Annotated in this window: 15 protein-coding genes; 5 read left to right on the plus strand and 10 right to left on the minus strand. The window is 49.1% G+C overall.

The window, feature by feature from the left end; genetic code table 11:
- Nucleotides 1-7 precede the first annotated feature (7 nt).
- Entirely contained in the window at nt 8-1,237 is a 1,230-nt protein-coding gene (locus Enr17x_RS03615) for a DegT/DnrJ/EryC1/StrS family aminotransferase (RefSeq protein ID WP_198000950.1), read from the minus strand.
- A 195-nt stretch (nt 1,238-1,432) separates the two neighbouring features.
- Here Enr17x_RS03615 and Enr17x_RS03620 point away from each other — a divergent pair, with 195 nt between their 5' ends.
- Nucleotides 1,433-2,539: a GTP-binding protein gene (locus Enr17x_RS03620; RefSeq protein ID WP_145305956.1), complete on the plus strand. Its 1,107-nt coding sequence runs from the start codon at nt 1,433-1,435 to the stop codon at nt 2,537-2,539.
- Nucleotides 2,540-2,594: 55 nt separating this feature from the next.
- Nucleotides 2,595-3,803, plus strand: coding sequence for an A/G-specific adenine glycosylase (gene mutY, locus Enr17x_RS03625; RefSeq protein ID WP_145305958.1), 1,209 nt, complete (start codon nt 2,595-2,597; stop codon nt 3,801-3,803).
- Between the two features lie 56 nt (nt 3,804-3,859).
- Here mutY and Enr17x_RS03630 read toward each other — a convergent pair whose 3' ends face one another.
- The 7 genes from Enr17x_RS03630 to Enr17x_RS03660 all read right to left on the minus strand — a co-directional run bounded on the left by Enr17x_RS03630 (nt 3,860) and on the right by Enr17x_RS03660 (nt 12,176).
- Complete coding sequence (locus tag Enr17x_RS03630) at nt 3,860-4,243, minus strand: hypothetical protein (RefSeq protein ID WP_145305960.1); 384 nt, start codon at nt 4,241-4,243, stop codon at nt 3,860-3,862.
- Between the two features lie 216 nt (nt 4,244-4,459).
- Nucleotides 4,460-4,888, minus strand: coding sequence for a DUF2262 domain-containing protein (locus Enr17x_RS03635; protein WP_198000951.1), 429 nt, complete (start codon nt 4,886-4,888; stop codon nt 4,460-4,462).
- 24 nt (nt 4,889-4,912) lie between these two features.
- Nucleotides 4,913-5,806 (minus strand): DUF6985 domain-containing protein, encoded by an 894-nt coding sequence (locus Enr17x_RS03640; protein WP_145305964.1) that lies wholly within the window; start codon nt 5,804-5,806, stop codon nt 4,913-4,915.
- A 144-nt stretch (nt 5,807-5,950) separates the two neighbouring features.
- Nucleotides 5,951-7,429, minus strand: a complete 1,479-nt coding sequence (locus Enr17x_RS03645; protein ID WP_232100936.1) for an IS4 family transposase — start codon at nt 7,427-7,429, stop codon at nt 5,951-5,953.
- A 795-nt stretch (nt 7,430-8,224) separates the two neighbouring features.
- On the minus strand, nt 8,225-8,707 hold the full coding sequence (locus Enr17x_RS03650; RefSeq protein WP_145305966.1) for a division/cell wall cluster transcriptional repressor MraZ: 483 nt from the start codon (nt 8,705-8,707) through the stop codon (nt 8,225-8,227).
- A gap of 935 nt (nt 8,708-9,642) precedes the next feature.
- Entirely contained in the window at nt 9,643-11,016 is a 1,374-nt protein-coding gene (locus Enr17x_RS03655) for a Gfo/Idh/MocA family protein (RefSeq protein WP_145305968.1), read from the minus strand.
- Nucleotides 11,017-11,348: 332 nt separating this feature from the next.
- Nucleotides 11,349-12,176 carry a DUF1571 domain-containing protein gene (locus tag Enr17x_RS03660; RefSeq protein WP_145305970.1) on the minus strand — a complete coding sequence of 276 codons (828 nt, stop codon included), beginning with the start codon at nt 12,174-12,176 and terminating at the stop codon, nt 11,349-11,351.
- Nucleotides 12,177-12,886: 710 nt separating this feature from the next.
- On the opposite strand from Enr17x_RS03660, the gene Enr17x_RS03665 reads away from it, so the two are divergent.
- On the plus strand, nt 12,887-13,750 hold the full coding sequence (locus Enr17x_RS03665) for a hypothetical protein (protein WP_145305972.1): 864 nt from the start codon (nt 12,887-12,889) through the stop codon (nt 13,748-13,750).
- A gap of 95 nt (nt 13,751-13,845) precedes the next feature.
- Here the strand turns inward: Enr17x_RS03665 and Enr17x_RS03670 are convergent, their stop codons facing one another.
- Nucleotides 13,846-14,262 (minus strand): hypothetical protein, encoded by a 417-nt coding sequence (locus Enr17x_RS03670; protein WP_145305974.1) that lies wholly within the window; start codon nt 14,260-14,262, stop codon nt 13,846-13,848.
- Nucleotides 14,263-14,856: 594 nt separating this feature from the next.
- On the opposite strand from Enr17x_RS03670, the gene Enr17x_RS03675 reads away from it, so the two are divergent.
- Complete coding sequence (locus tag Enr17x_RS03675) at nt 14,857-16,140, plus strand: nucleoside permease (RefSeq protein ID WP_145313897.1); 1,284 nt, start codon at nt 14,857-14,859, stop codon at nt 16,138-16,140.
- A gap of 85 nt (nt 16,141-16,225) precedes the next feature.
- Here Enr17x_RS03675 and Enr17x_RS03680 read toward each other — a convergent pair whose 3' ends face one another.
- Nucleotides 16,226-17,647, minus strand: coding sequence for a hypothetical protein (locus tag Enr17x_RS03680; protein WP_145305976.1), 1,422 nt, complete (start codon nt 17,645-17,647; stop codon nt 16,226-16,228).
- A 547-nt stretch (nt 17,648-18,194) separates the two neighbouring features.
- Here Enr17x_RS03680 and Enr17x_RS03685 point away from each other — a divergent pair.
- Nucleotides 18,195-18,869 (plus strand): OmpH family outer membrane protein, encoded by a 675-nt coding sequence (locus tag Enr17x_RS03685; protein ID WP_232100937.1) that lies wholly within the window; start codon nt 18,195-18,197, stop codon nt 18,867-18,869.
- Nucleotides 18,870-18,930: the final 61 nt, after the last annotated feature.

Below are 18,930 nucleotides of genomic sequence, written 5' to 3' on the forward strand. Positions count from 1 at the left end.
GCGAGGATCATTCAAATGAAAGGTCCTCGCTTTTTTTACGGCTGGTGTCAAGTTGGCAGCTGGTGGACATCTGAATGATTTCGTCAGCGTGCTGGTGTATGCGAAGAACGGCTTTGGCGATCTGGTCCATCTGCTTTTGCCCGGTGAGTAAAATCGGATGATGCAGGACCACGAGATTCTGATCGCAGGCGGTGGCGACCGGGAGTGCATCCATTTTTTTGAAGCGCCGCTTGCTGTGAATCGTGTGAAGCGCTCTGAAGCCCGGGTAGAAGGCAATCCCTTCTGCTTGCATTGATGCGCAGAACAGCGCTCTGGAGAGGCCTGCAAAGTGCTCTGTGGAGTACTTAAAACCCAGTTTGTAAAAGCCGGGGCAGGAGTCGGTTCCGTTAGTCGTGTTCACCTCGTAGAGACTGGTTAATCCGGCGTGCCCTGCGAGTTGTTGCACCAGATGCTTTACATTCTCCCGGCGTTTTTGATTCTGGTTTTGCAGTGTTTTCAGCTGGGGAATCAGCAAGGCGGCCTGTAGCTCTGTGAGAGGATAGGCTTCATTGCCACGGAATGAGTAGAGCCGGATGCGTTGGGCGATCTGAGGCGATGATGTCATAACCGCACCCCCTCGGCCAGCTGTCAGCAGTTTGCTGCCACCAAAACTGAGAACGCCAATGTCTCCAGCACTGCCTGCGGTACGTCCTTCAATTTTGGCGCCCGGAATCTGGCAGGCATCCTCTACTACGGGAATTCCCCACTTTTTGGCGAGGTTCATCACAGCCGACATGGGAACCAGGCCTCCGTGTAGGTGTGATACCAGAATACATTTTGTCGAGTTAGTGATAGCCTGCTCAAGCAGGTTAAGATCCAGATTACAATTTCGACTGTCGACATCAACGAGTACCGGCGTGGCACCGATGGTCAAAATATTCTTGAAGTTTCCTTCGAAGTCATAAGCGGCGAGGATGACTTCATCGCCCGGGCCGACGCCCAATCCCCGCAAGGCAAGCTCGATGGCAACGGTACCGCTCGAACACAGAATCACTTCTTCGGTTTTGTGGAAGGCCGCCAGTTCCTGTTGTAACTCCTGAGAGCAGGGGCCATGGTATTTTCCCCACAACCCTGTTTCCTGTGCCTGCTGTAAGGCCTGGTTGATGTCGGGCGAGGCAAAAGGCCACTCGGGAGGGCCTTCCGGGAAGTAGGGAGTCCCCCCCAGGATGGCCGGCTTTTCTTGTGTTGAACTGTTCATAAGCTTCGGTGTCAGGGTCCGTTTTTTGGTTGCCAAATGGGAATTCTGAAACAACATCCTATCGTACTTAAGAATGTTTGATTAAACTAAATGTAGACGAAATACAGGAATTTTTGTTACTAACGACCGTCTGTGAGACCAGTCGGTGTTAATATTGAGTATTCGAAAATCAATTTTATCGTGAATGGGTGCAGTATGTCACATCAGATTAAATTTATTATGGTTGGTGGTTTCCTGGGGGCGGGGAAAACCACGACATTAGGTCGGCTGGCAAAGTATTATGCGGATCAGGGCTTGAATGTAGGTGTTGTGACCAACGATCAGGCTGCAGATCTGGTGGATACCAATGCACTGCGTTCCCAGGGGCTGCATGTCGGCGAAGTAGCCGGTGCCTGCTTCTGCTGTCATTTTAACGCACTGATGGAAACGATTGAAGAACTGGGATCAAAATCGAAGCCGGATGTGATTCTGGCAGAGCCGGTGGGAAGCTGTACTGACTTGGTGGCAACGGTGATTCAGCCCATTAAGCGATTGTTTGATGCTGAGTTTACGATTCACCCTTATGCGGTTCTGATGAAGCCCAGTCATGGCCGAAAGATTTTGAAAAATGAGACGGGCTCCGGTTTCTCCCCGAAAGCTGCTTACATTTTGAGGAAGCAGATGGAAGAGGCGGATCTGATTCTGGTGAATCGAATTGATGAACTCACGACCGAAGAGGTCGACGAACTCACCGGTCTGATTGACGAGAATTTTCCGGGGACTCCCGTTTTGAGAACCTCCGCTCTGACGGGCGAAGGCTTTGAAGGACTGGTTGAGTTTCTGGAGCAAGAGGGCGATTTCGGCAGTAAGGTTCTGGATATCGATTATGATATCTACGCCGAGGGAGAAGCGGAGCTGGGTTGGCTCAACAGCAGCGTGCGTCTCACCTCAGAGACGTCCTTTTCTCTGGATCAGTTGTTGCTGGACGTGATTACCCAACTGCAGGCTTCGTTCAAGGAGCAGGGAGTCGAGACCGCGCATCTCAAGACCATCGGACTGTGGGAAGGCTTTTTCGGCGTGGCGAATCTGGTGAGCAACGACAGTGAGCCCAAGTTGTCTCTCGCTTCTGACTGCACGGTGAACGAAGTGGATCTGATCGTGAATGCCCGCGTCGCCTGTGATCCGGAATCATTAACGGAGCAGGTAACGCAAGTCTTGCAGAACTGTGCGAAGGCATTGAATGCGAATTTGGAGATTCGTCAGACACAGAGTTTCCGTCCCGGGCGTCCTGTACCCACGCATCGCTACGCCGCGCCTCAGTAAAGTTTGATGTCAGGCTTGTCACTTTTCGCATGTCTGCTACAGTAGCGACAGAGCCATGTCTGATCTGAATACTTTATTTGAAACGAAGCGGCGGCAGCGATTTCGTCGGCAATTAATTGCGTGGTATGCTGCGCATCAGCGTGATTTGCCCTGGCGACGGCTGGCTGACCCGTATGCAGTCTGGATCAGTGAGATCATGCTGCAGCAGACGGTCGTGGCAGCTGTGATTCCCTACTTTGAAAAGTTTCAGGATCGCTTTCCCGATGTGCATGCGCTGGCATCTGCTGACGAGAGCGAAGTGCTGCAACATTGGGAAGGGCTCGGATATTACAGCCGGGCCCGGAATATTCATAAGGCGGCCAAAATCGTCTCAAATGAGCTGCAGGGAGAATTTCCGCAGACGGTAGAAGGGTTAGAAAAATTACCGGGCATCGGTCGCTATACGGCAGGCGCGATTTGCTCGTTTGCCTATGATCGGCGGGCACCGATTGTGGAGGCGAATACGTTGCGGCTGTATTCCCGGTTGATCGGTCTTGAAGAAGATCCTCGATCGAAGGCCGGGCAAAATCAGCTGTGGGAGTTTGCGGACTTGATTCTGCCGCGGAAGTCACCCGGCGATTTCAATCAGGCGTTGATGGATTTGGGGAGTCTGGTTTGTACGCCTCAGAACCCCGACTGCGGTGCCTGTCCGGTGAGTGCAGGGTGCGAAGCCTTTTTGAGCCAGCGTCAGCATCTGATTCCCCGTCCCAAGGCACGTCCCGAGATCACGCCGTTGACTGATGCCAGCATTGCCGTTTTCAGGGAGGACGCCGTCTTGATTCGGCAGCGGGAGCCAGACGAGCGCTGGGCCGGCCTGTGGGACTTTCCCCGGTTCACGCTGGAGGATTTAAATGGTGTGTCGCATCCCGCTGCCACGCGCAAGAAAAACAGTGGGCAGAAGCTGCTGTTTGAAGAGACACGGCATCAAACGGCACGAGGCGTTGAGATGCCCGTCGGCTTGCCCTGCGATGTGCTGGGGCGACTGGAAGCATATGTGCGAGATCACGCGGGTGTGGAGTCGGCCGTTCAACAGTTTGTATCCGAGATCCGTCACAGTGTGACCCGGTATAAAATCCGGTTGCTTTGTTTTATCGCGCAGGCGGAGACTGCGGATTCAGGAGATTCCGCGGGCCGCTATCAATGGGTCAGGGTAAGCGATCTGGAATCGTACCCGCTGTCAGTGACGGGACGCAAATTTGCGAAACAGCTGGCGGAACTGGTGTGACCGTTCGCAGGGACGAACAGGATTGCTCCAGACCCGAATGGCACTGCCGGTTATGGTTAAGTGTACTTGCTTGAGTCAACCTCAAGTCGTTCGAATTTCCCCGAGGCTAGGAGGATTGATTCAATGTCGCCAATGATCTCGTTTGCTCTTCCTTCTGCAGTGATGAATAGCCCACCCCCCTCGTCTGTGATCGTGATAGTCCCCTTTTCACATCTGGCCTTGGTGATGAATTCATCCGTCGCAATGGCGTATGAAACCATGCCCTCAGATACCGGTTCAATCGAAATACCGTAATTCTCTTCGAGGAAACTGACCATGTTCGGGAAGCCACTAGATCGGTGGTCACACCGGAATTCGATCAAAAGATCATCACTCCCGTAGCACGGGCGCACAACGAATGGGTATTTATACGTAGGTTGCTTTGACCATTTGAGTTTCATTTCTTCCGCTCTTCCACATAACTATTGGACAGTCGCTGACCCCTTATTCTGTCCTCAAAGCCAAATTGTCCACCCACGGAAGTATCAAGCAATTTAATTTGTTGGGTTTTTATATCTATTTCCATCATCAGTGGAATTGCTTTCGTAAATCAATTATCCAAAAAGATATCACTGGTGTTTTAGCCGATCACTGCCTTATCTAAATGAATATTGCTGTCAACAAAAAAGCGAAACATGATGCTCTGTGAACATGTCATCTGGGTTATATATAAACTCTCCATACCATTCTTTTTGATCAGGTGAATTCAGATTTCCAAACACAATTTGAATCATGGTAAGGGAAAGTCGACTCATGAACTCGGAATCAGATAATTCAGGTCCATCGTCAACCATGTGGTGCCATTCGTCATTATAGATTGGTAACAGAGACTTGGTTATGTATTCACGAAATGAATATTCATATTCGAGCAGGTCTTCTAGCAATTTATCTACGTAATCTTGTGCAACAGAATCGTCCCCTTCTTCTGGTATTACTGTGATCGGAATATCGGATTGATTTATTGAAACGAATCCTCCCCAACATTCATGATCAGAATACCATTTCAATTCACCACACAAATTGCTCGTTATATTATTGCGAGTCATATGATATCTCATAGATTGCAGAGATTATGGACGACTATTTTTCCACGCAAGGCACTTTTTAAGATACAGGTTCAAATGCTTAGCAGCTTCAGGACAGTCTTTCCATATTCTTTCAAATTCAGATAATCGCTGTACCACAATACGGGATCGCTTCTGACCTTGTGGAGAATTGGGAATGAATAACCGGGAAGTTTGATTATAAAGAACCTCACTCTCTGCTTCTACTTTAGCAATATCTTCAGCTAGCCGTTCTGCTGATTTTAAATCGACGACTTGAGACACCAGGTCAAGATAAAGTGCTTCACAATCAAGATACTTTTTGATTAAATCCTGTTCTTCCGACGAAATGGTTTCTGGTGGTCCGCCTCCTCGTTCGCCAGCCCCTGCCCAATTCACAGCTTTTCTGCGATGCGTTAAAATGCTAAAGCCGTGTTCGTAATCTAATGATGTTCTGAAATCAAATGCGATATAAGCAACTTTGTTTTTATGTTCTGAAAGAATGGTAACTGTATTCGGTTCTACTAATTCACAAAATCCATCTAAAGTATTCAACCGTTTGCGAAGCTCACGCTTTTCACCTTGTAATGTCTTGGTTTCAGGCAGTGATTCCGAATAGTAAGCTGATTTACATTGTTGAAGGGCATATTTTAATGCAGCTTTTGCAATTGTATCTTCATTTGTACATAAATATTCAAAAGCAGCTTCTTGTTCTTTCGTAGGCGGTTTCCCATCTGTTGATTCGATTTGAAGCTGTAACAAAACCGGCCCATTATTTGGCTCACTTTTTTCGTATGCTTCAGAGAGATAATCCGCATCGCAATCCCAGAGAATCCCACAGGTTTCAAACCCTGATAATTCCACTTTTCCAAGCCACGCTTCATACTCAGATTTATATTTTATATTGCTAAATACACTCATGAAAATCGATCCTTATCGCTATCTACATGAACAAGTACCCTACTTCTTAGGGTTGTTTTTGCCTGTCATTAACTCCCAAAAGAAGAAGACTAAAAAGGGGTCAGGACCGAATGGCACTGCCTGTTGTAGCGTAACAGTTTGCGCTCATACGATTGCCTTCCGTTGTTGATGGTAATGATATCTTGGTTGCTTCAGTAGAGCCAGCACTTTGGTGCGGCGTTTATTGGCTCTGGGTTCTGTTCGGCCGGTGCGATGGCCTACCTGTTCGCTGCTGGGAACCTGTTGTCCGAGTGTAACCAACTCATCCGTGAGCTTCGTGACGGCTCCCAACAACCAGCTTGCAGCCAGCATCTGTTGCGTGGTGGTAAACGAGAGGGAACGCGGATCACGGTCTGTGGCAATGCCACTCTGCAGCATTTTCAATCGAATCAGATTGTACGCCAGCAGGCACGACCAGAGTTCGGTGAGCACCATGTCGGGCGCTTTCGCACGCAGAATATCCATACCCAGCGAACACTTGATGCTGCGAATATCCAGTTCGATCAGCCAGCGGCTCTGATACACGGCGGCGATCCAGCGCGCCGGGTATGCTTTCCGATCTGTGATGGTGGTGGCAATCGTAAACGTTTTGGCGCGATACCCCGGCTGACTGATCTGCACATCGACCAGGCGCAGAGTGAGCGTCAGCGGTTGTTGCCAGAATTCCTGACGGGGCATCCAGTCAGGACGTTGCAATGGTCGTGACCAGGTCACCAGTCGCTCCCGTTTACTCAGCCGCCGTGCGGCTTGCGGATGATCGTCACGCAAGTGATGATTCTTCATCAGAATCTGCACGCCCCGCGCACGGCACGCACTCACCAGCCAGTACGTGCAGTAATACGAGTCTGCCACCAGGGTATCTCCCGGTCGGAGTGCATCGCGCATTTGCCAGAACAGGGCCGTTTCGCCACTGCCTTTTCCGCTGTAAGGCCCGCTCACTAGATCCACCAGCAGTCCGGTTGTCATCGAGATCAGAGAAACGCAGCGTAGAACGGGGAACCCGAGCCCCGGTTTCTGAGTCGGGTTCTGTGGATAGGCACGCTGATTCTTGGGAGTGTCGGCGGCCGTGAGGGTGAAGCCATCAACCAGCAGAATGCGACCGCCGGTGCTCCGTGATTTCACATCAGCGATGCTGGAAGGACTGAGGCGTGCCGCCGACTGCTCTCTGGTCTGGACACGATTCTGATCACAGGCCGCTTCCGCATCAGCGGCAATTTGTTGGACAATGTCGCGAATGACGATAAACGGGATTTTGAGTCGTGCCCGACAATAAGCACCGGTATTGGTGCTGCAAATCTGTCGGCCCAGCGCGGCACACAGGTTGGCAACACGGATCACAGCTGCTTTACAGCTGCGTTGCTCCTCGGAAAAGAAGACCTGAGAAATTAATGCCCAGAGCGTGACTGCCGGTGTGTAAACGTCATCCTCGCCGGAACCAAAATTGATTTTGTGTTCATCGAAGATCTGCTGCCAGCCCTGGTCATCGATCACATCGGCCAGCGGAAGCGAAGCATTTTGCATCATCGAGCGTTTGAAAAGAGAAAATGATGCTGCATTCAAACGGGAAGCTGATATAAATGGCATAGAACCTTCCTTGGTCAAATGTTTTACCCACACCAACCCAAGGAAGGTCTTGCCAGAACGCAGCATAATGCCAGGAAAGGTTTTGCCAAACACAATTTCCAGCGAACTGGCAAAAAATCAGAAAATTAAAACCGTGACTGCGTCACGCGGGAGTCGTTGCGCAAACACAAACTCAAAAAACAGCGGCAGTGCCATTCGGTCCTGACCCCTTTATGATTGCCACTATGCAAGTTGGAGCTTCTTGACTGGTTCCCTCAATGCGACATCAATTTTCAATGCCACAAGGCGGGCGGACACATGGGTCCGCCCCAACGTTGAAGTTAGGCTGACAATAACAGAACATCTGCGTTTTGAAGTCGATGTCGTGCCTCGCAAGCGGTGGCAGGCGCCAATCCGCTTATGGTGGGAGTGCTGATTCTGCCAATGGGAATTCGCTTTTCGTGTGGTTTCGTGATTTTCGTGGTAGCAAACATGCGATTGTTGAACCGGACTAACGTCCCGCGACTAATGGTCCAGTACCGGGGCAGTTGTGCCAAATCGCTTCGTGGTTTTCTTTAGACAGCGCATAAAAAATCCCCATTCTCAAAATTGCCTGAGATTGAGAATGGGGAAAACGCATTTGACTCAAGAGAAGAAAGCGGCATCCGTGCCAAAAAGACCTTCCATGGAATTAAGCCTTTAGGGTGAATCGGATGTGATGGGGATACTGAATGAGTCGCCCACTTCTCCTGTCGTCAAAGACGCTAAAGAACAATGTGTATTGTTTTTTGATTGTGAGTATCGTCAGGCAAGGGGTTAGCTGGACAGGTCTTTAAAGAGTGTCCCGAATTCGGGCATGTCCTGTTCCAGCAGGTTTTGCCAGGCTTCCAGGTTCCAGATTTCAACACAGATCACTGCGCCGACAATCATGACTTCCTGGTTGGGTTGCACTCCCAGAAATTCCCGAAATCCTTCCGGGATTGTGCAGCGAGAGCGATTTGCTAACTGGATGGTCCGATTTCTGGTCGACAGTAATCGTCCCAGGCGTTGCACTTCGTCCCAGCGGTTTTCCAGTCGGTGTGCCTGAATTTTTTGTTTAATCAGGTCCACACCCTGCTGGTGTCTGGCTTGCCAGTCTGCGGCTTTCCAGAGGCTGAGACATCCGGCTCGTTCCTTAGTCAACAGCGTTTCCCCGGATTCGTCAGTAATTGCCTGGGCCATTTCTACGGGAAGAGAAATTCGAAACCGGTCGTCGACCGTTCGTTTTGTTTCTCCCGAAATAAATGTTTCGCCGTTCATGGCCAGCCTGCGAAAGGGGAATGCGTGTATCAACTCTCCACAATATTGAGTGATATCAGTATTGTACTGGGTGGATAACCCACAATCAACTAGTTATCAAAGATCAATTGGGCAGGAAACCCACATAAACAGAATTTACAGTTCGTCGATCAAAAAGGCAATCATCGATTGTCCAATTCTCCCGATTTTATCAATTTTTCTGTCTGGCTTTGATTCAGGTGAAAATCTGTCACAAGCGATGGATCACAAGTACGACGTGATTTTCATCTACCTTCGCTGGTGGCGATCCATAGAATGTGCCGCCTGGGGTTCGTTTTCGAAACGCCAGATTGTGTTTCTGAATTCGAATGGGGCCTTGTAAAAGCAAAAGAAAAAACATCACGCTGTGCAGTTAAAAACGGACAGCACAGGAACCGGGGCTGCCGTGCTTCGGTTCATCGCGAATGGCTGACTGCGTTGTTCGCAGACAGGTGTTTTTCAGAAAAGGAGATGAGTCATGTGGTACTTGCTGCACTTTGTCGTGAAATCTGTTTTCTGTTGTATCGGAAAGAGAATGAATCATGAGGGAGGGCAGGAAGGTACCCAGTTCCGAAGGTGTGCTGAAGAGCGTTCAACTGGTTCCGAACGTGTACCATTGCGTGTTGTAAGCGCTCCGAAGTGTGTCGAACGTCATAAAAAAAATGCTGAGCAAACGGCAGCAGGTCAGATTCTGCAGGTGATGATCAGCGAAACATCACCGCTGAACCCGCTGCGGAATGATCAGTTAGTGAGCTCGGTTCAGGTGAAGAAAATGGTTTTCTCGCGCGCGACGCATAACGGGGAATCGGTGCTTAAATGGAACTAAAAAAGCGAACCCCGAAATGGTTTCGGAGTTCGCTTGTCGTTACATTTTTCTGAACATTTTATTCAGAGACGAACGGAGTCGTCAGTGAATCTTAATACTCACGACGTTTCAGGATACCCGGCAGTGGAACAGGGTAGGAGCCATCGGCGCGAGCGAGAACAGGCGCGGGTGAGTCCATCGTCAGTTTGTCGACATCCGGAGCGAATTCCTGTTCGCAGTTGAGCATTTCGTCGTAGGTGACGACCTGTCCGGTGTGAGCGGCCATACGTCCCATCGAAGTGACCAGGCTGGCTTCCGCACCGCGTCTGACTTCGTTGTAGGGCTGATCGTTTCGAATCGCGCTGATCAGGTCATCCCATTCCACCTGATACGGATTCGGTTCTGGTTGCGGGTAAGCCCAGAGGAGGTTGTCTTTATCTTCGTTATAGCCTTTATAGATTCGCGACTTGGCGGGATGATGCGCCGACGTGGAAATCACGGCGAGCCCTTTTGTGCCATGTGCAAAGCTGGCAAATTTCTGCCGGCAGCCAGGAATCGTACGGCCGCGGAGGAACATTTTGGTTCCGTCGGCGAACGTGTATTCGACGCTGTAGCTGTCGAAGTTCTGGTCGACATTATCACCACGATAGTGACGTCCGCCGGATCCATCGGCACGAACGGGCCAGGCATTTTTCATCCAGCAACTTTCGTCGATGTTGTGAATCAGGAAGTCACTGAAACCGCCACCACTGGCCCAGAGGAACCCGTGGAATCGGGAGATCTGATACATCAAATCACTCATGTCAGTCGTATTGGGGCCGGTAGCTGCGGAACCTGTGGGACCCGCCATACGGTAGGCGCGGAGTTCGAGGACATCGCCGATCTGACCATCCTGGATGCGGTCGTACAATTCCTGTCGCGCTTTACAGTGACGGCACATCAAGCCGACGCCGACTTTGAGGTTTTTCTCTTCCGATTTTTTCGCCAGCTCGAGCATCTTACGAGTGCTCGGGCCGTCCACGGTGATCGGTTTTTCCATGAAGACATTGATGCCTTTTTCGATGGCGTAGCCGAAGTGGACCCAGCGAAATGCAGGTGGAGTGACAAGCAGAACGATGTCGCCGGGGCTGAGGCAGCTGATTGCTTTTTCGTATCCGTCGAAGCCGATGAATTTCTGATCGTCGGGAACGTCGACTTTATCGCCGAATTGTTTTTTGAGGCTGTTGTAGCTGGTATTCAGACGATGGTCGAAGACGTCAGCCATAGCGACCAGTTTGATGGGGCCGCTGGTGGTGGAGAGTGCGTTGGCGGCGGCTCCGGTTCCACGTCCGCCACATCCGACGAGGGCAATTTTGATGGTGCTTTCATCGGCGGCATAGACATGTGGAATTGCCGTTCCGGCTAATACAGAAGCCCCGGCTGCGAGTTTACTTGAATTCTTTAAAAAGTCGCGGCGTGATGAGACATTCTTGGGCGCTTCACTCATTATTGGGGCTCCTTGGTAGTTGATAGAAAGTAGATCAAAGCAGGTTGTAAATTTATCTGATCAGCTGATTGAAACAGGCATGCGGAATCAAGGCTGTTTTCTCTGTCTATGTAAGCATACGAAAAGAAATCAGATAATGACAAAGGACATATAATAATATCTGATTATATCAATGCGAAAGAGGCACTTGCAACTTGATAGTGTGCATGACTCATGGGAAAGAGGAGAGTGCCGACTGCGGTAAAAGGCACGGTATGAAGAAAAACAGCCGAAGGTCAGGGGCTAACCTTCGGCTGTTGATTTATAAGAGAAGTTAATTTATATGGTCGTGCTTAGAAGTTATAAGCAGGGTTTTTGGGATCGAAGTCAGCGTCACTTAATCCGACGTTGGTGCGGATGTTTGTGTAGGTGTATTCTTCGACTAATTCCGGCTTAGGATTTCTTCTGGTGGGCCAGTCGTACTGTTCGACTCGGACCGGAAGGTTCGTTGCTTTGTCGATGTACAATCTTGTCATCTGGAAGCGAATTCCCTGCTTTTGTTGCGGGTAGCTGGTCTGCAGAACTTTGCACTGCAGGTTGCCGAGCTTGGCATCCGGGAAGTATTTGACGGAGACGCCTGCTTCAATTTGACGTTCTTCTTTCCATTGTTTCAGAATCTGATACAGCATTTTTCGAATGCCGATGGTTGTGATCGGGTAACGACTTTCGTCCATTGCCTGAGGGCTGTTTGGTTGGAGAGAGACAGTACCGACCAGACCTTTGATTCCGGTTTCGTGGGCCAGGATCTGGTTCCCGTTTCGGCCGTGGAAATAAATGACTTCTCGGCCGGTATGTGGTTTTTGAAAGTTGAGATAAACGCTCAATGGTTTTTCACGAAACTTAATTTGCATGGTATGTGTGGCCTGCATTTTTCGGCCTACTTTTTCCCGTTTGATGAAGGTCGCCTGAAAATCTTTGATTTCCGACGTTGTTTCATAGCTCTGCAGTGCGAGCCGAATGGCGGGATCGAGTTTATGTTCGTTGGGGGCTGCTGCCATCAGCGTGCCGACTTGTGACAGACAGGCAGTCGCTGCGAGGGTTAAGACTCCTGCGATGGTAGCCACCTTTTTTGCCTGGCGGGCCAGTACGTTGTCTGGTTGGTAACGGTTTTGTTTTACCATTGAATTTCGTGACTCCCTTTGTCGAAATCCACTCGTTTTGAGCTATTCCCGAGTGAGCGCTTTTGCCCGAGACAATCTCTCAAAACCAGTAAGAAATATAGACCACACTGCTGTATGGAAACTGCTGACTGAGTTTCCGCTTATTGAAATGATAGGGTCCGATCAAGAATTGTCGAGAACAGATCCAATCTGTTTTTGGCTCGAATCTATATTATTAATCGAACGATTCGATCAACCTCAATTACTTAGATGACGTGTTCTCCTTGTTTTTTCGTAAATTGTCAAGACAGATTCTTTAGTTTATCTGTTTGGGTGTTTGGCCTGCTTGCTGCTTATGTTTTCTATGGCTGCCTGTTGCTCTATTTTAACAGTGGGCGACTTGAGTGAAAAAAGAGAAATGTCCGGGATTTCTTGAAATCAGGAGATTTTTCGAAACTTCAATTGTCCGTTTAGAGGGGATTCTGTATGATTCGCCCCCTTGAGGCAGGTATGGGGAGCGATTTTCGCTTCGTGTGATTTGTTCTTAAGGGCTAATTGATCAGTAATTTGCCACGCCAGATGATCATGTCTCAGGCAGTTTCTGATCCCGTAAGTATGTGGTTGACCACGATGGTTTCTGGTAACCAGACATTGAGAACAAGGAGTGTTCCCATTGTTCAAATCGGATATTTTTCCGATAGCGTGATTGCGAACATGGAGGAGAAACGCAAATGCGCTCCAAATCAAATGACTTTTTTTCAACCTTGCTGGTGCTGATCCCTTTGGTCGCCGTTCCGATGCTGGCGATTTTCGGTATTCCAGAAATCGCTCCCGTTAAAAAGTCGGCTCTCAATGAAAACGATCCATTTGACGGCGAAAAATCTTCCCACTCCCAGTTTGAAGAGATTTCGTTTGATGCTTCATCACATGAAATTGAGCTGGGGGGTGAAGGAAATCTTGGCGGCCCGTCTCGGGGAAATCGAAAGCGGTCTCCCCAGGGGAGTCCCTTCGCAAAAACGTCCTCTTCGCGAAATGGTTCGATTAATGGCGAAGAATGGTTGCCACCCGCAGATGCGATGGAAGGTTGGGAGCTAGATCCCGTTCCTTCTCAGCTGGAACCAGACCAGAAAATGGCGGAACTTCCTTCGGCCGAGCAGATGCCCGAACGTGGTTTTCAGAATAATCCGATTGAACAGGTGGGCTTTGAAGACGAGCAGTTTTCACCCAATACCGGTGGTGCATTCGGCCAGGAAATCCAGCAAATCGAGAATGAAACGAATCCGTTTGATAAAACGAATTCTGTCAAGCAGGCTGCGGTCAAAGAAGTCGATCCCCAGTTTCGCTTACGTGCTGAGACGATGCTGCGTCGCGATCCGGCAACGTGGAGCGCCGCTGTTCAGAAGTTGAATGAACTGGGCATCCGCGATTATCGCCTCGAACCAGGCGTTCGGCCGAACGAATTTTTATTCAGTTGTTCGTATTCGCCTCCGAATAATCCACGGATCTCCCGACGGTTTGAAGCTGAAGCTCTTGACCCGTTGAAGGCCGTGATTAAAGTCTTACAGCAGGTTGACGAGTGGAATCAGGCGAAGTGAGCTAACCCGTTCAAAATGAAGAAAGCCCTCTTTGATTGAAACTCCAAAGAGGGCTTTTTTATTTGTTATCTGGAATTGCTTAGCAACCAGATGAATCAGGCTTCATTTTTCTTGTTCTGTTTTTGTTTGGCCTTTTTCTTTTTCGCTTTCAGCTTTTTTCGCAACTCTTTTGATTTCGGAGGTGCTTTGCGTTTGATGACGGTTTCTTTCTCAGCAGCCTGTTCTGCCTGCTCAGTTTGGCCACAGAGGTCGGCGAGGGAAACAGCCACATCCTGCTGGCGGTACGAAGAACCAGCGGTCCAGGCACGGCAGCTTTTGTGGCCTTCAATATGATAACTTTGATCCAGACTTCGGATAGCGTGGCTGAATTCCACCATTTCATCGTTGATGGCGGTGGAAGCAGCACTGAGCCCTACGGTGGCCCCAAGGACACCCACGGTTCCCAGCATGACCAGTTCAGCAGACATGACTAAACCAGCTTCCTCACTCCAGAATGTTTTTAACAGATTCATGTTTGACCTCTCAGTAAGTGGTGGCGGTTTTATTGAGAGTGAGATGAGAGTGAGTTCCGCCTGTGCCGATTATAACGATTATTCGGGTTGAATGGATTGTATCGCCTGGCTTTTGTGTGTAAATATAAATAATTTAGAAAATCTGGGTAAATAGTATATTTTGTGGTCCAGGGGCGATAAATGTCTTCTATTAAAGGGGATACGGTGTGATCGTTTTTGGCATTGATACGAAGATCATTGTAGAGTAGCGGCTTTATTTGAGTGGAATAAGGTGGCTGTGTTGTCGAGAAGCGGCCATATTGAAGTGGAACGGGGACTGTTTGATGCTTTATCAGGTGGTTCGTGGGACGAAACTGGGACTGTTACTGCCGAACATTCAAGAGAAATTCGTGGGAGTGGATCTCTTTATACTTGCCTGATTTGTGAATTCGGGACATGATCGTAACGATCAAAATCCGAAAGGCTCCGTACTCAGCCCGATTTCGGGTTCTTAGTAGTGTCTCGACGGCTGATGAAGCCTGGAAGAAAATCAAGAGTCGCTACAGTTTCATTGAACGTGATAAAACAACAGATCAGGAGAAGGGCCCGCCCACTATGTCATCACAGCAATCGCCATTATCTATTGGTATTCGACTTTCCATCATGATGTTCCTGGAGTTCTTCGTGTGGGGGGCCTGGTATGTTACCGTGGGTAACTACATGGGGGCCAACGGGATGGGGGATGCCATCTATTGGGCTTATACCGTGGGGCCCATTGCCGCGATTGTCTCGCCGTTCGTGCTGGGGATGGTGGCTGACCGTTTCTTTTCCTCGGAACGCGTGCTGGCGGTGCTGATGATTATCGGAGGCGCGGTGCTTTATATGGCACCGAGTGTTGTCGGCGAAAATGGTGAAGGCAGTAAGACGTTCATTTTATTGCTGTTGTTACACATGTTATGTTACATGCCAACATTGGGGCTGACGAATACGATTGCATTCTCTCACTTAAAGAATCAGGAAGTCTGGTTCCCTTTAGTACGTGTATTTGGAACATTGGGGTGGATTGTGGCTAACATCATCGTCAGTAAGGTGATGGGAGCAGATATGACATCGAAGCCGTTGCTCGTTGCGGGTGGGGCTGGTGTCTTGATGGGTCTTTACAGCTTAACGCTGCCTCACACGCCGCCACCTTCGAAGGGGAAGGCCATTTCTGTTCGCGACATTTTGGGGTTAGACTCGCTGGCTTTATTAAAGGATCGTTCATTCCTCGTGTTTATGGCGAGTTCCTTACTTATCTGTATTCCACTAGCCGCTTATTATGCTTATGCACCAGTATTTGTGGCTGATGCGGGAATCACGAATCCGGCATTTAAAATGTCGTTCGGGCAGATGTCCGAAGTACTGTTTATGGTATTGATGCCAATCTTCTTTAAGTTTCTGGGCGTCAAACGGATGCTGTTATTCGGCATGTTTGCCTGGGTTGTCCGTTATGCATTGTTCGCAGCAGGTGCTTCTGACGGTGTTGCCTGGATGATTATTTGTGGGATTTTGTTGCACGGAATCTGTTACGACTTCTTCTTTGTGACAGGACAAATTTATGTTGATCAGAAAGCGGGTCCTGCTATTCGAGCCCAGGCACAAGGGTTTCTTGTTCTGGCGACACAAGGGGTGGGGATGCTGGTTGGTGCCTTGATTAGTGGAAACTTAATCAATGCGATCGTGATCGGTGAAGGAGCCGCGAAACTTCAGACCTGGAAAGAATTCTGGATCATTCCGACGGCGGCCGCCTTTGTGATTATGGTCATCTTTATGATTCTGTTCAAAGATGATCCCAAGGGATCAGGTAAAGTCAGCGAAGAGGATGTCGAGAAAGCCGCTGGTACCGAAGAGATGATGTAAGCTTCTCTTTCGATTTAATAAAAAAATAAAAGCCCTCTGCTCACAAGGAACAGAGGGCTTTTTTATGTATGGCATTGATGTCTGTTTATCGATTGGGGACCGGAGCCGCTTGCAGACGGACCGGCATCATGGATTCGACCAGGATGTAGTCGCCGCGTAAATCAGAGCGGAACCAGCGTTTACCGGTGACGCCCATGGGATGTCCTACTGCGGCATCCAGATTGATTTGTGGTGAAACCGGCTGTAAATAAGCGAGGAACTGACCATTGGGAGCAACCAATGCATGGGTTGGCATTCCCTGTCGGGGGGCTCGTAAGCGGCGGACAATGCCAGCTCCCGAGAACCGCGGTTGAGCCGGTTGCGAGGGTTGTGGTGTTGTCTGTGGTTGAGGAATCGTTGGTGTCGGCGCGCTGGGTTGAGGCAGCGGAGTGACTGGTTGGCTTGGTGTTACTGGTTGTGAGGACGGTTCGGGAGTTGGTGGGATCAGGGATTCTGATCCTGGTGTCGTCATTTCAGGGGCAGGATAGCGGCTGGTTTTGTTCTGATCGGGAGCCATGGAGACGAGTTCGGCGTCTCGTTTGCTGGTCTCTTCTGCCAATTTCAGGAAGTCCTGATATTCTGCCTGTACTTTTCGATAGCGAGTAACAGCGTCCAGCCTCAAGTCAATTTTACTGGCGATCGCAGGGTGTTTGATCTCCTGCTGCAGGGTTTTGTAGTCCTGTTCTAAGGCATTCAAATCCCATGCCGTTGGTTCGGCTTCGATCATGGAACGGAATTGGGTATCGATGGTTTTGATGGCCTGTTTGGCGGCGGCAATCTGTTCTTCTTCCGGAACGCTGCGACGTGCAGAGCCGTCGGTGGGGGTTTTAATCATTTCCTGTTGTGGTGCAGGAGCTTCATTTTTTGTGATGTTTTGAGTAAACGGATCAGTTTCATTCGTAGCGAGCGGTGAATCGACGGGGGTGGGTGGAGTTTGTCCGGGTTGATATTGATTAGTGGGAACCAGCAGATGTCCTTCTACCCAGCGCCATTCACCCGTTGGTGGCTTGATCTGATACATGAGGACGTTGCCGAATTCTGTCGGGACATTTTTCGTTCCCAGAACAGTCACTTCATCATTTTTGGAGAGCCGAATCTGTTCTACATCGCGCGAATCACCAAAGGCACTTCCGACACGTACTACGACTCCGTTTTCTGTGACTCGACCACGATTGCCGGCTGCTTTCTGCACATATTCAGCACGAATCCAGCTGAAGCTCCCTTGGGGGGGCGTAATCATGAACCAGCCACCCGGATCGTGCCGATGTACGGTGACACGGCTGCCTCGTTTGAGTTTGAGCGTGGGATAATAGCGGCGTCCATTGCCGCTTCTTACCAGAGCTTCTTCCGCATTGACGACGGCTTCGTAGGGAAATGTCCGTTTTTTTGCATCAACGTCATCAGCAAGGCAGAGTAGCAGCCCTGTAATTAATAAAGGTGTCAGGATCCAGCGGTCTAGCGAACACATGGAATAAGCCTCCGTGCTGACTTTAAACAGCCCATTTGTAAGGTATTAATTGTGGAGTCGAAGGTGATTGAGTAAACAGAATTGTTTTTGAATCACGAGTCGAAATGGATTCGAATGAGGGGGTAGGTAGCGATAGAGATTATGAAAGAGAGCCGTTTAATAATAGAATTAGAAATTTAAGGCAAGCCCAAAAAAATAACATTGAATCCGATAGTTTTGTTTGCGGCTTGTCGAATTGATCAAAAAATGTGTGAAATAATTTGTTATGTATCGATTCCTGAGAAATTAGCATGACAAAGCCCGGTTTTTCGTATTGACGTAAAATCCAAACTATGCAAAATTATCGTTCTCTCAGTATGGTCAGCAGGTTTCATATGACATGATTTCCTCAGCGCCATACAAGACAAAGCAACATTTCCAATAGAGTTTGATCAAGAATTTGTGTATTAGAGGCTGGGATCAAATTCGTCACCAAATCAAGAAAAATCTAATTTCGTTTGATTGCCACTACGGAGAGTGGTCCATTCTGCAAAGGAGTGCTTCGGTCGTGAAAAAATTAATTACATCAGCTACGGTTATTGCTATCGCCGGTTGTTTTGCCTGTTTGACTGAAACAGCGTCAGCACAAGGCACAGCATCGACAAATGCAAAATCAGTGGAACACAAAGTCGGTCTGATCGACATGGCCCATGTGTTCAAAAACTACACAAAATTCACCGCTCTGCGTGAAGAATTGAAAGCAGAGATTCAGCAAAGTGATGCCAAAGCCAAGGCAATGGCTGAAAAGATCCAAGCTGTGCAGAAAGAAATGCAGGACTTCAAACAGGGTAGTCCCGAGTATCTGGCTCGCGAAAAACAGTTGGCCCAGGCCGCTTCAGACTTTGAAGCATTTCGTAAAGTAGCACAGCGCGACTTCCTGCGAAAAGAGTCACGCATCTATCACACCATTTATATGGAAGTGACAGACACCGTCAAGAAGTATGCCAAGATCTACAACTACACTTTGATCATGCGGTTTAATCGTGAAAACCTCGATACCGATGATCCCAAGAAACTGATTCAAGGCATGAATCGTCAGGTTGTTTATCACCGTGCCGATGATGACATTACGCTGTCTGTTCTGGATTATCTGAACCGAAGCTATAAGCCAAGTTCAGGTGGTTCCTCTGCCGCTCCAACTCGTTCGACAACTCGTCCAACGCCGGGTACGACTAATCGCTAAACCGAATGCTTGGTTACCACTCTCTTTGGATGTAGTGCAGGTGTTCCGACCTGCCTGCATC

Origin of the sequence: Gimesia fumaroli (genome assembly GCF_007754425.1) — a bacterium.
GTDB classification, from domain to species: Bacteria; Planctomycetota; Planctomycetia; order Planctomycetales; family Planctomycetaceae; genus Gimesia; species Gimesia fumaroli.

Coding starts and splice junctions, on each gene's coding strand:
- Enr17x_RS03660 (WP_145305970.1), bottom strand. CDS start 12,176: ATGGTAAAACAAAACCGTTACCAACCAGACAACGTACTGGCCCGCCAG.
- mutY (WP_145305958.1), top strand. CDS start 2,595: ATGTCTGATCTGAATACTTTATTTGAAACGAAGCGGCGGCAGCGATTT.
- Enr17x_RS03650 (WP_145305966.1), bottom strand. CDS start 8,707: ATGAACGGCGAAACATTTATTTCGGGAGAAACAAAACGAACGGTCGAC.
- Enr17x_RS03615 (WP_198000950.1), bottom strand. CDS start 1,237: ATGAACAGTTCAACACAAGAAAAGCCGGCCATCCTGGGGGGGACTCCC.
- Enr17x_RS03635 (WP_198000951.1), bottom strand. CDS start 4,888: ATGACTCGCAATAATATAACGAGCAATTTGTGTGGTGAATTGAAATGG.
- Enr17x_RS03630 (WP_145305960.1), bottom strand. CDS start 4,243: ATGAAACTCAAATGGTCAAAGCAACCTACGTATAAATACCCATTCGTT.
- Enr17x_RS03665 (WP_145305972.1), top strand. CDS start 12,887: ATGCGCTCCAAATCAAATGACTTTTTTTCAACCTTGCTGGTGCTGATC.
- Enr17x_RS03675 (WP_145313897.1), top strand. CDS start 14,857: ATGTCATCACAGCAATCGCCATTATCTATTGGTATTCGACTTTCCATC.
- Enr17x_RS03680 (WP_145305976.1), bottom strand. CDS start 17,647: ATGTGTTCGCTAGACCGCTGGATCCTGACACCTTTATTAATTACAGGG.
- Enr17x_RS03640 (WP_145305964.1), bottom strand. CDS start 5,806: ATGAGTGTATTTAGCAATATAAAATATAAATCTGAGTATGAAGCGTGG.
- Enr17x_RS03620 (WP_145305956.1), top strand. CDS start 1,433: ATGTCACATCAGATTAAATTTATTATGGTTGGTGGTTTCCTGGGGGCG.
- Enr17x_RS03655 (WP_145305968.1), bottom strand. CDS start 11,016: ATGAGTGAAGCGCCCAAGAATGTCTCATCACGCCGCGACTTTTTAAAG.
- Enr17x_RS03670 (WP_145305974.1), bottom strand. CDS start 14,262: ATGAATCTGTTAAAAACATTCTGGAGTGAGGAAGCTGGTTTAGTCATG.
- Enr17x_RS03645 (WP_232100936.1), bottom strand. CDS start 7,429: ATGCCATTTATATCAGCTTCCCGTTTGAATGCAGCATCATTTTCTCTT.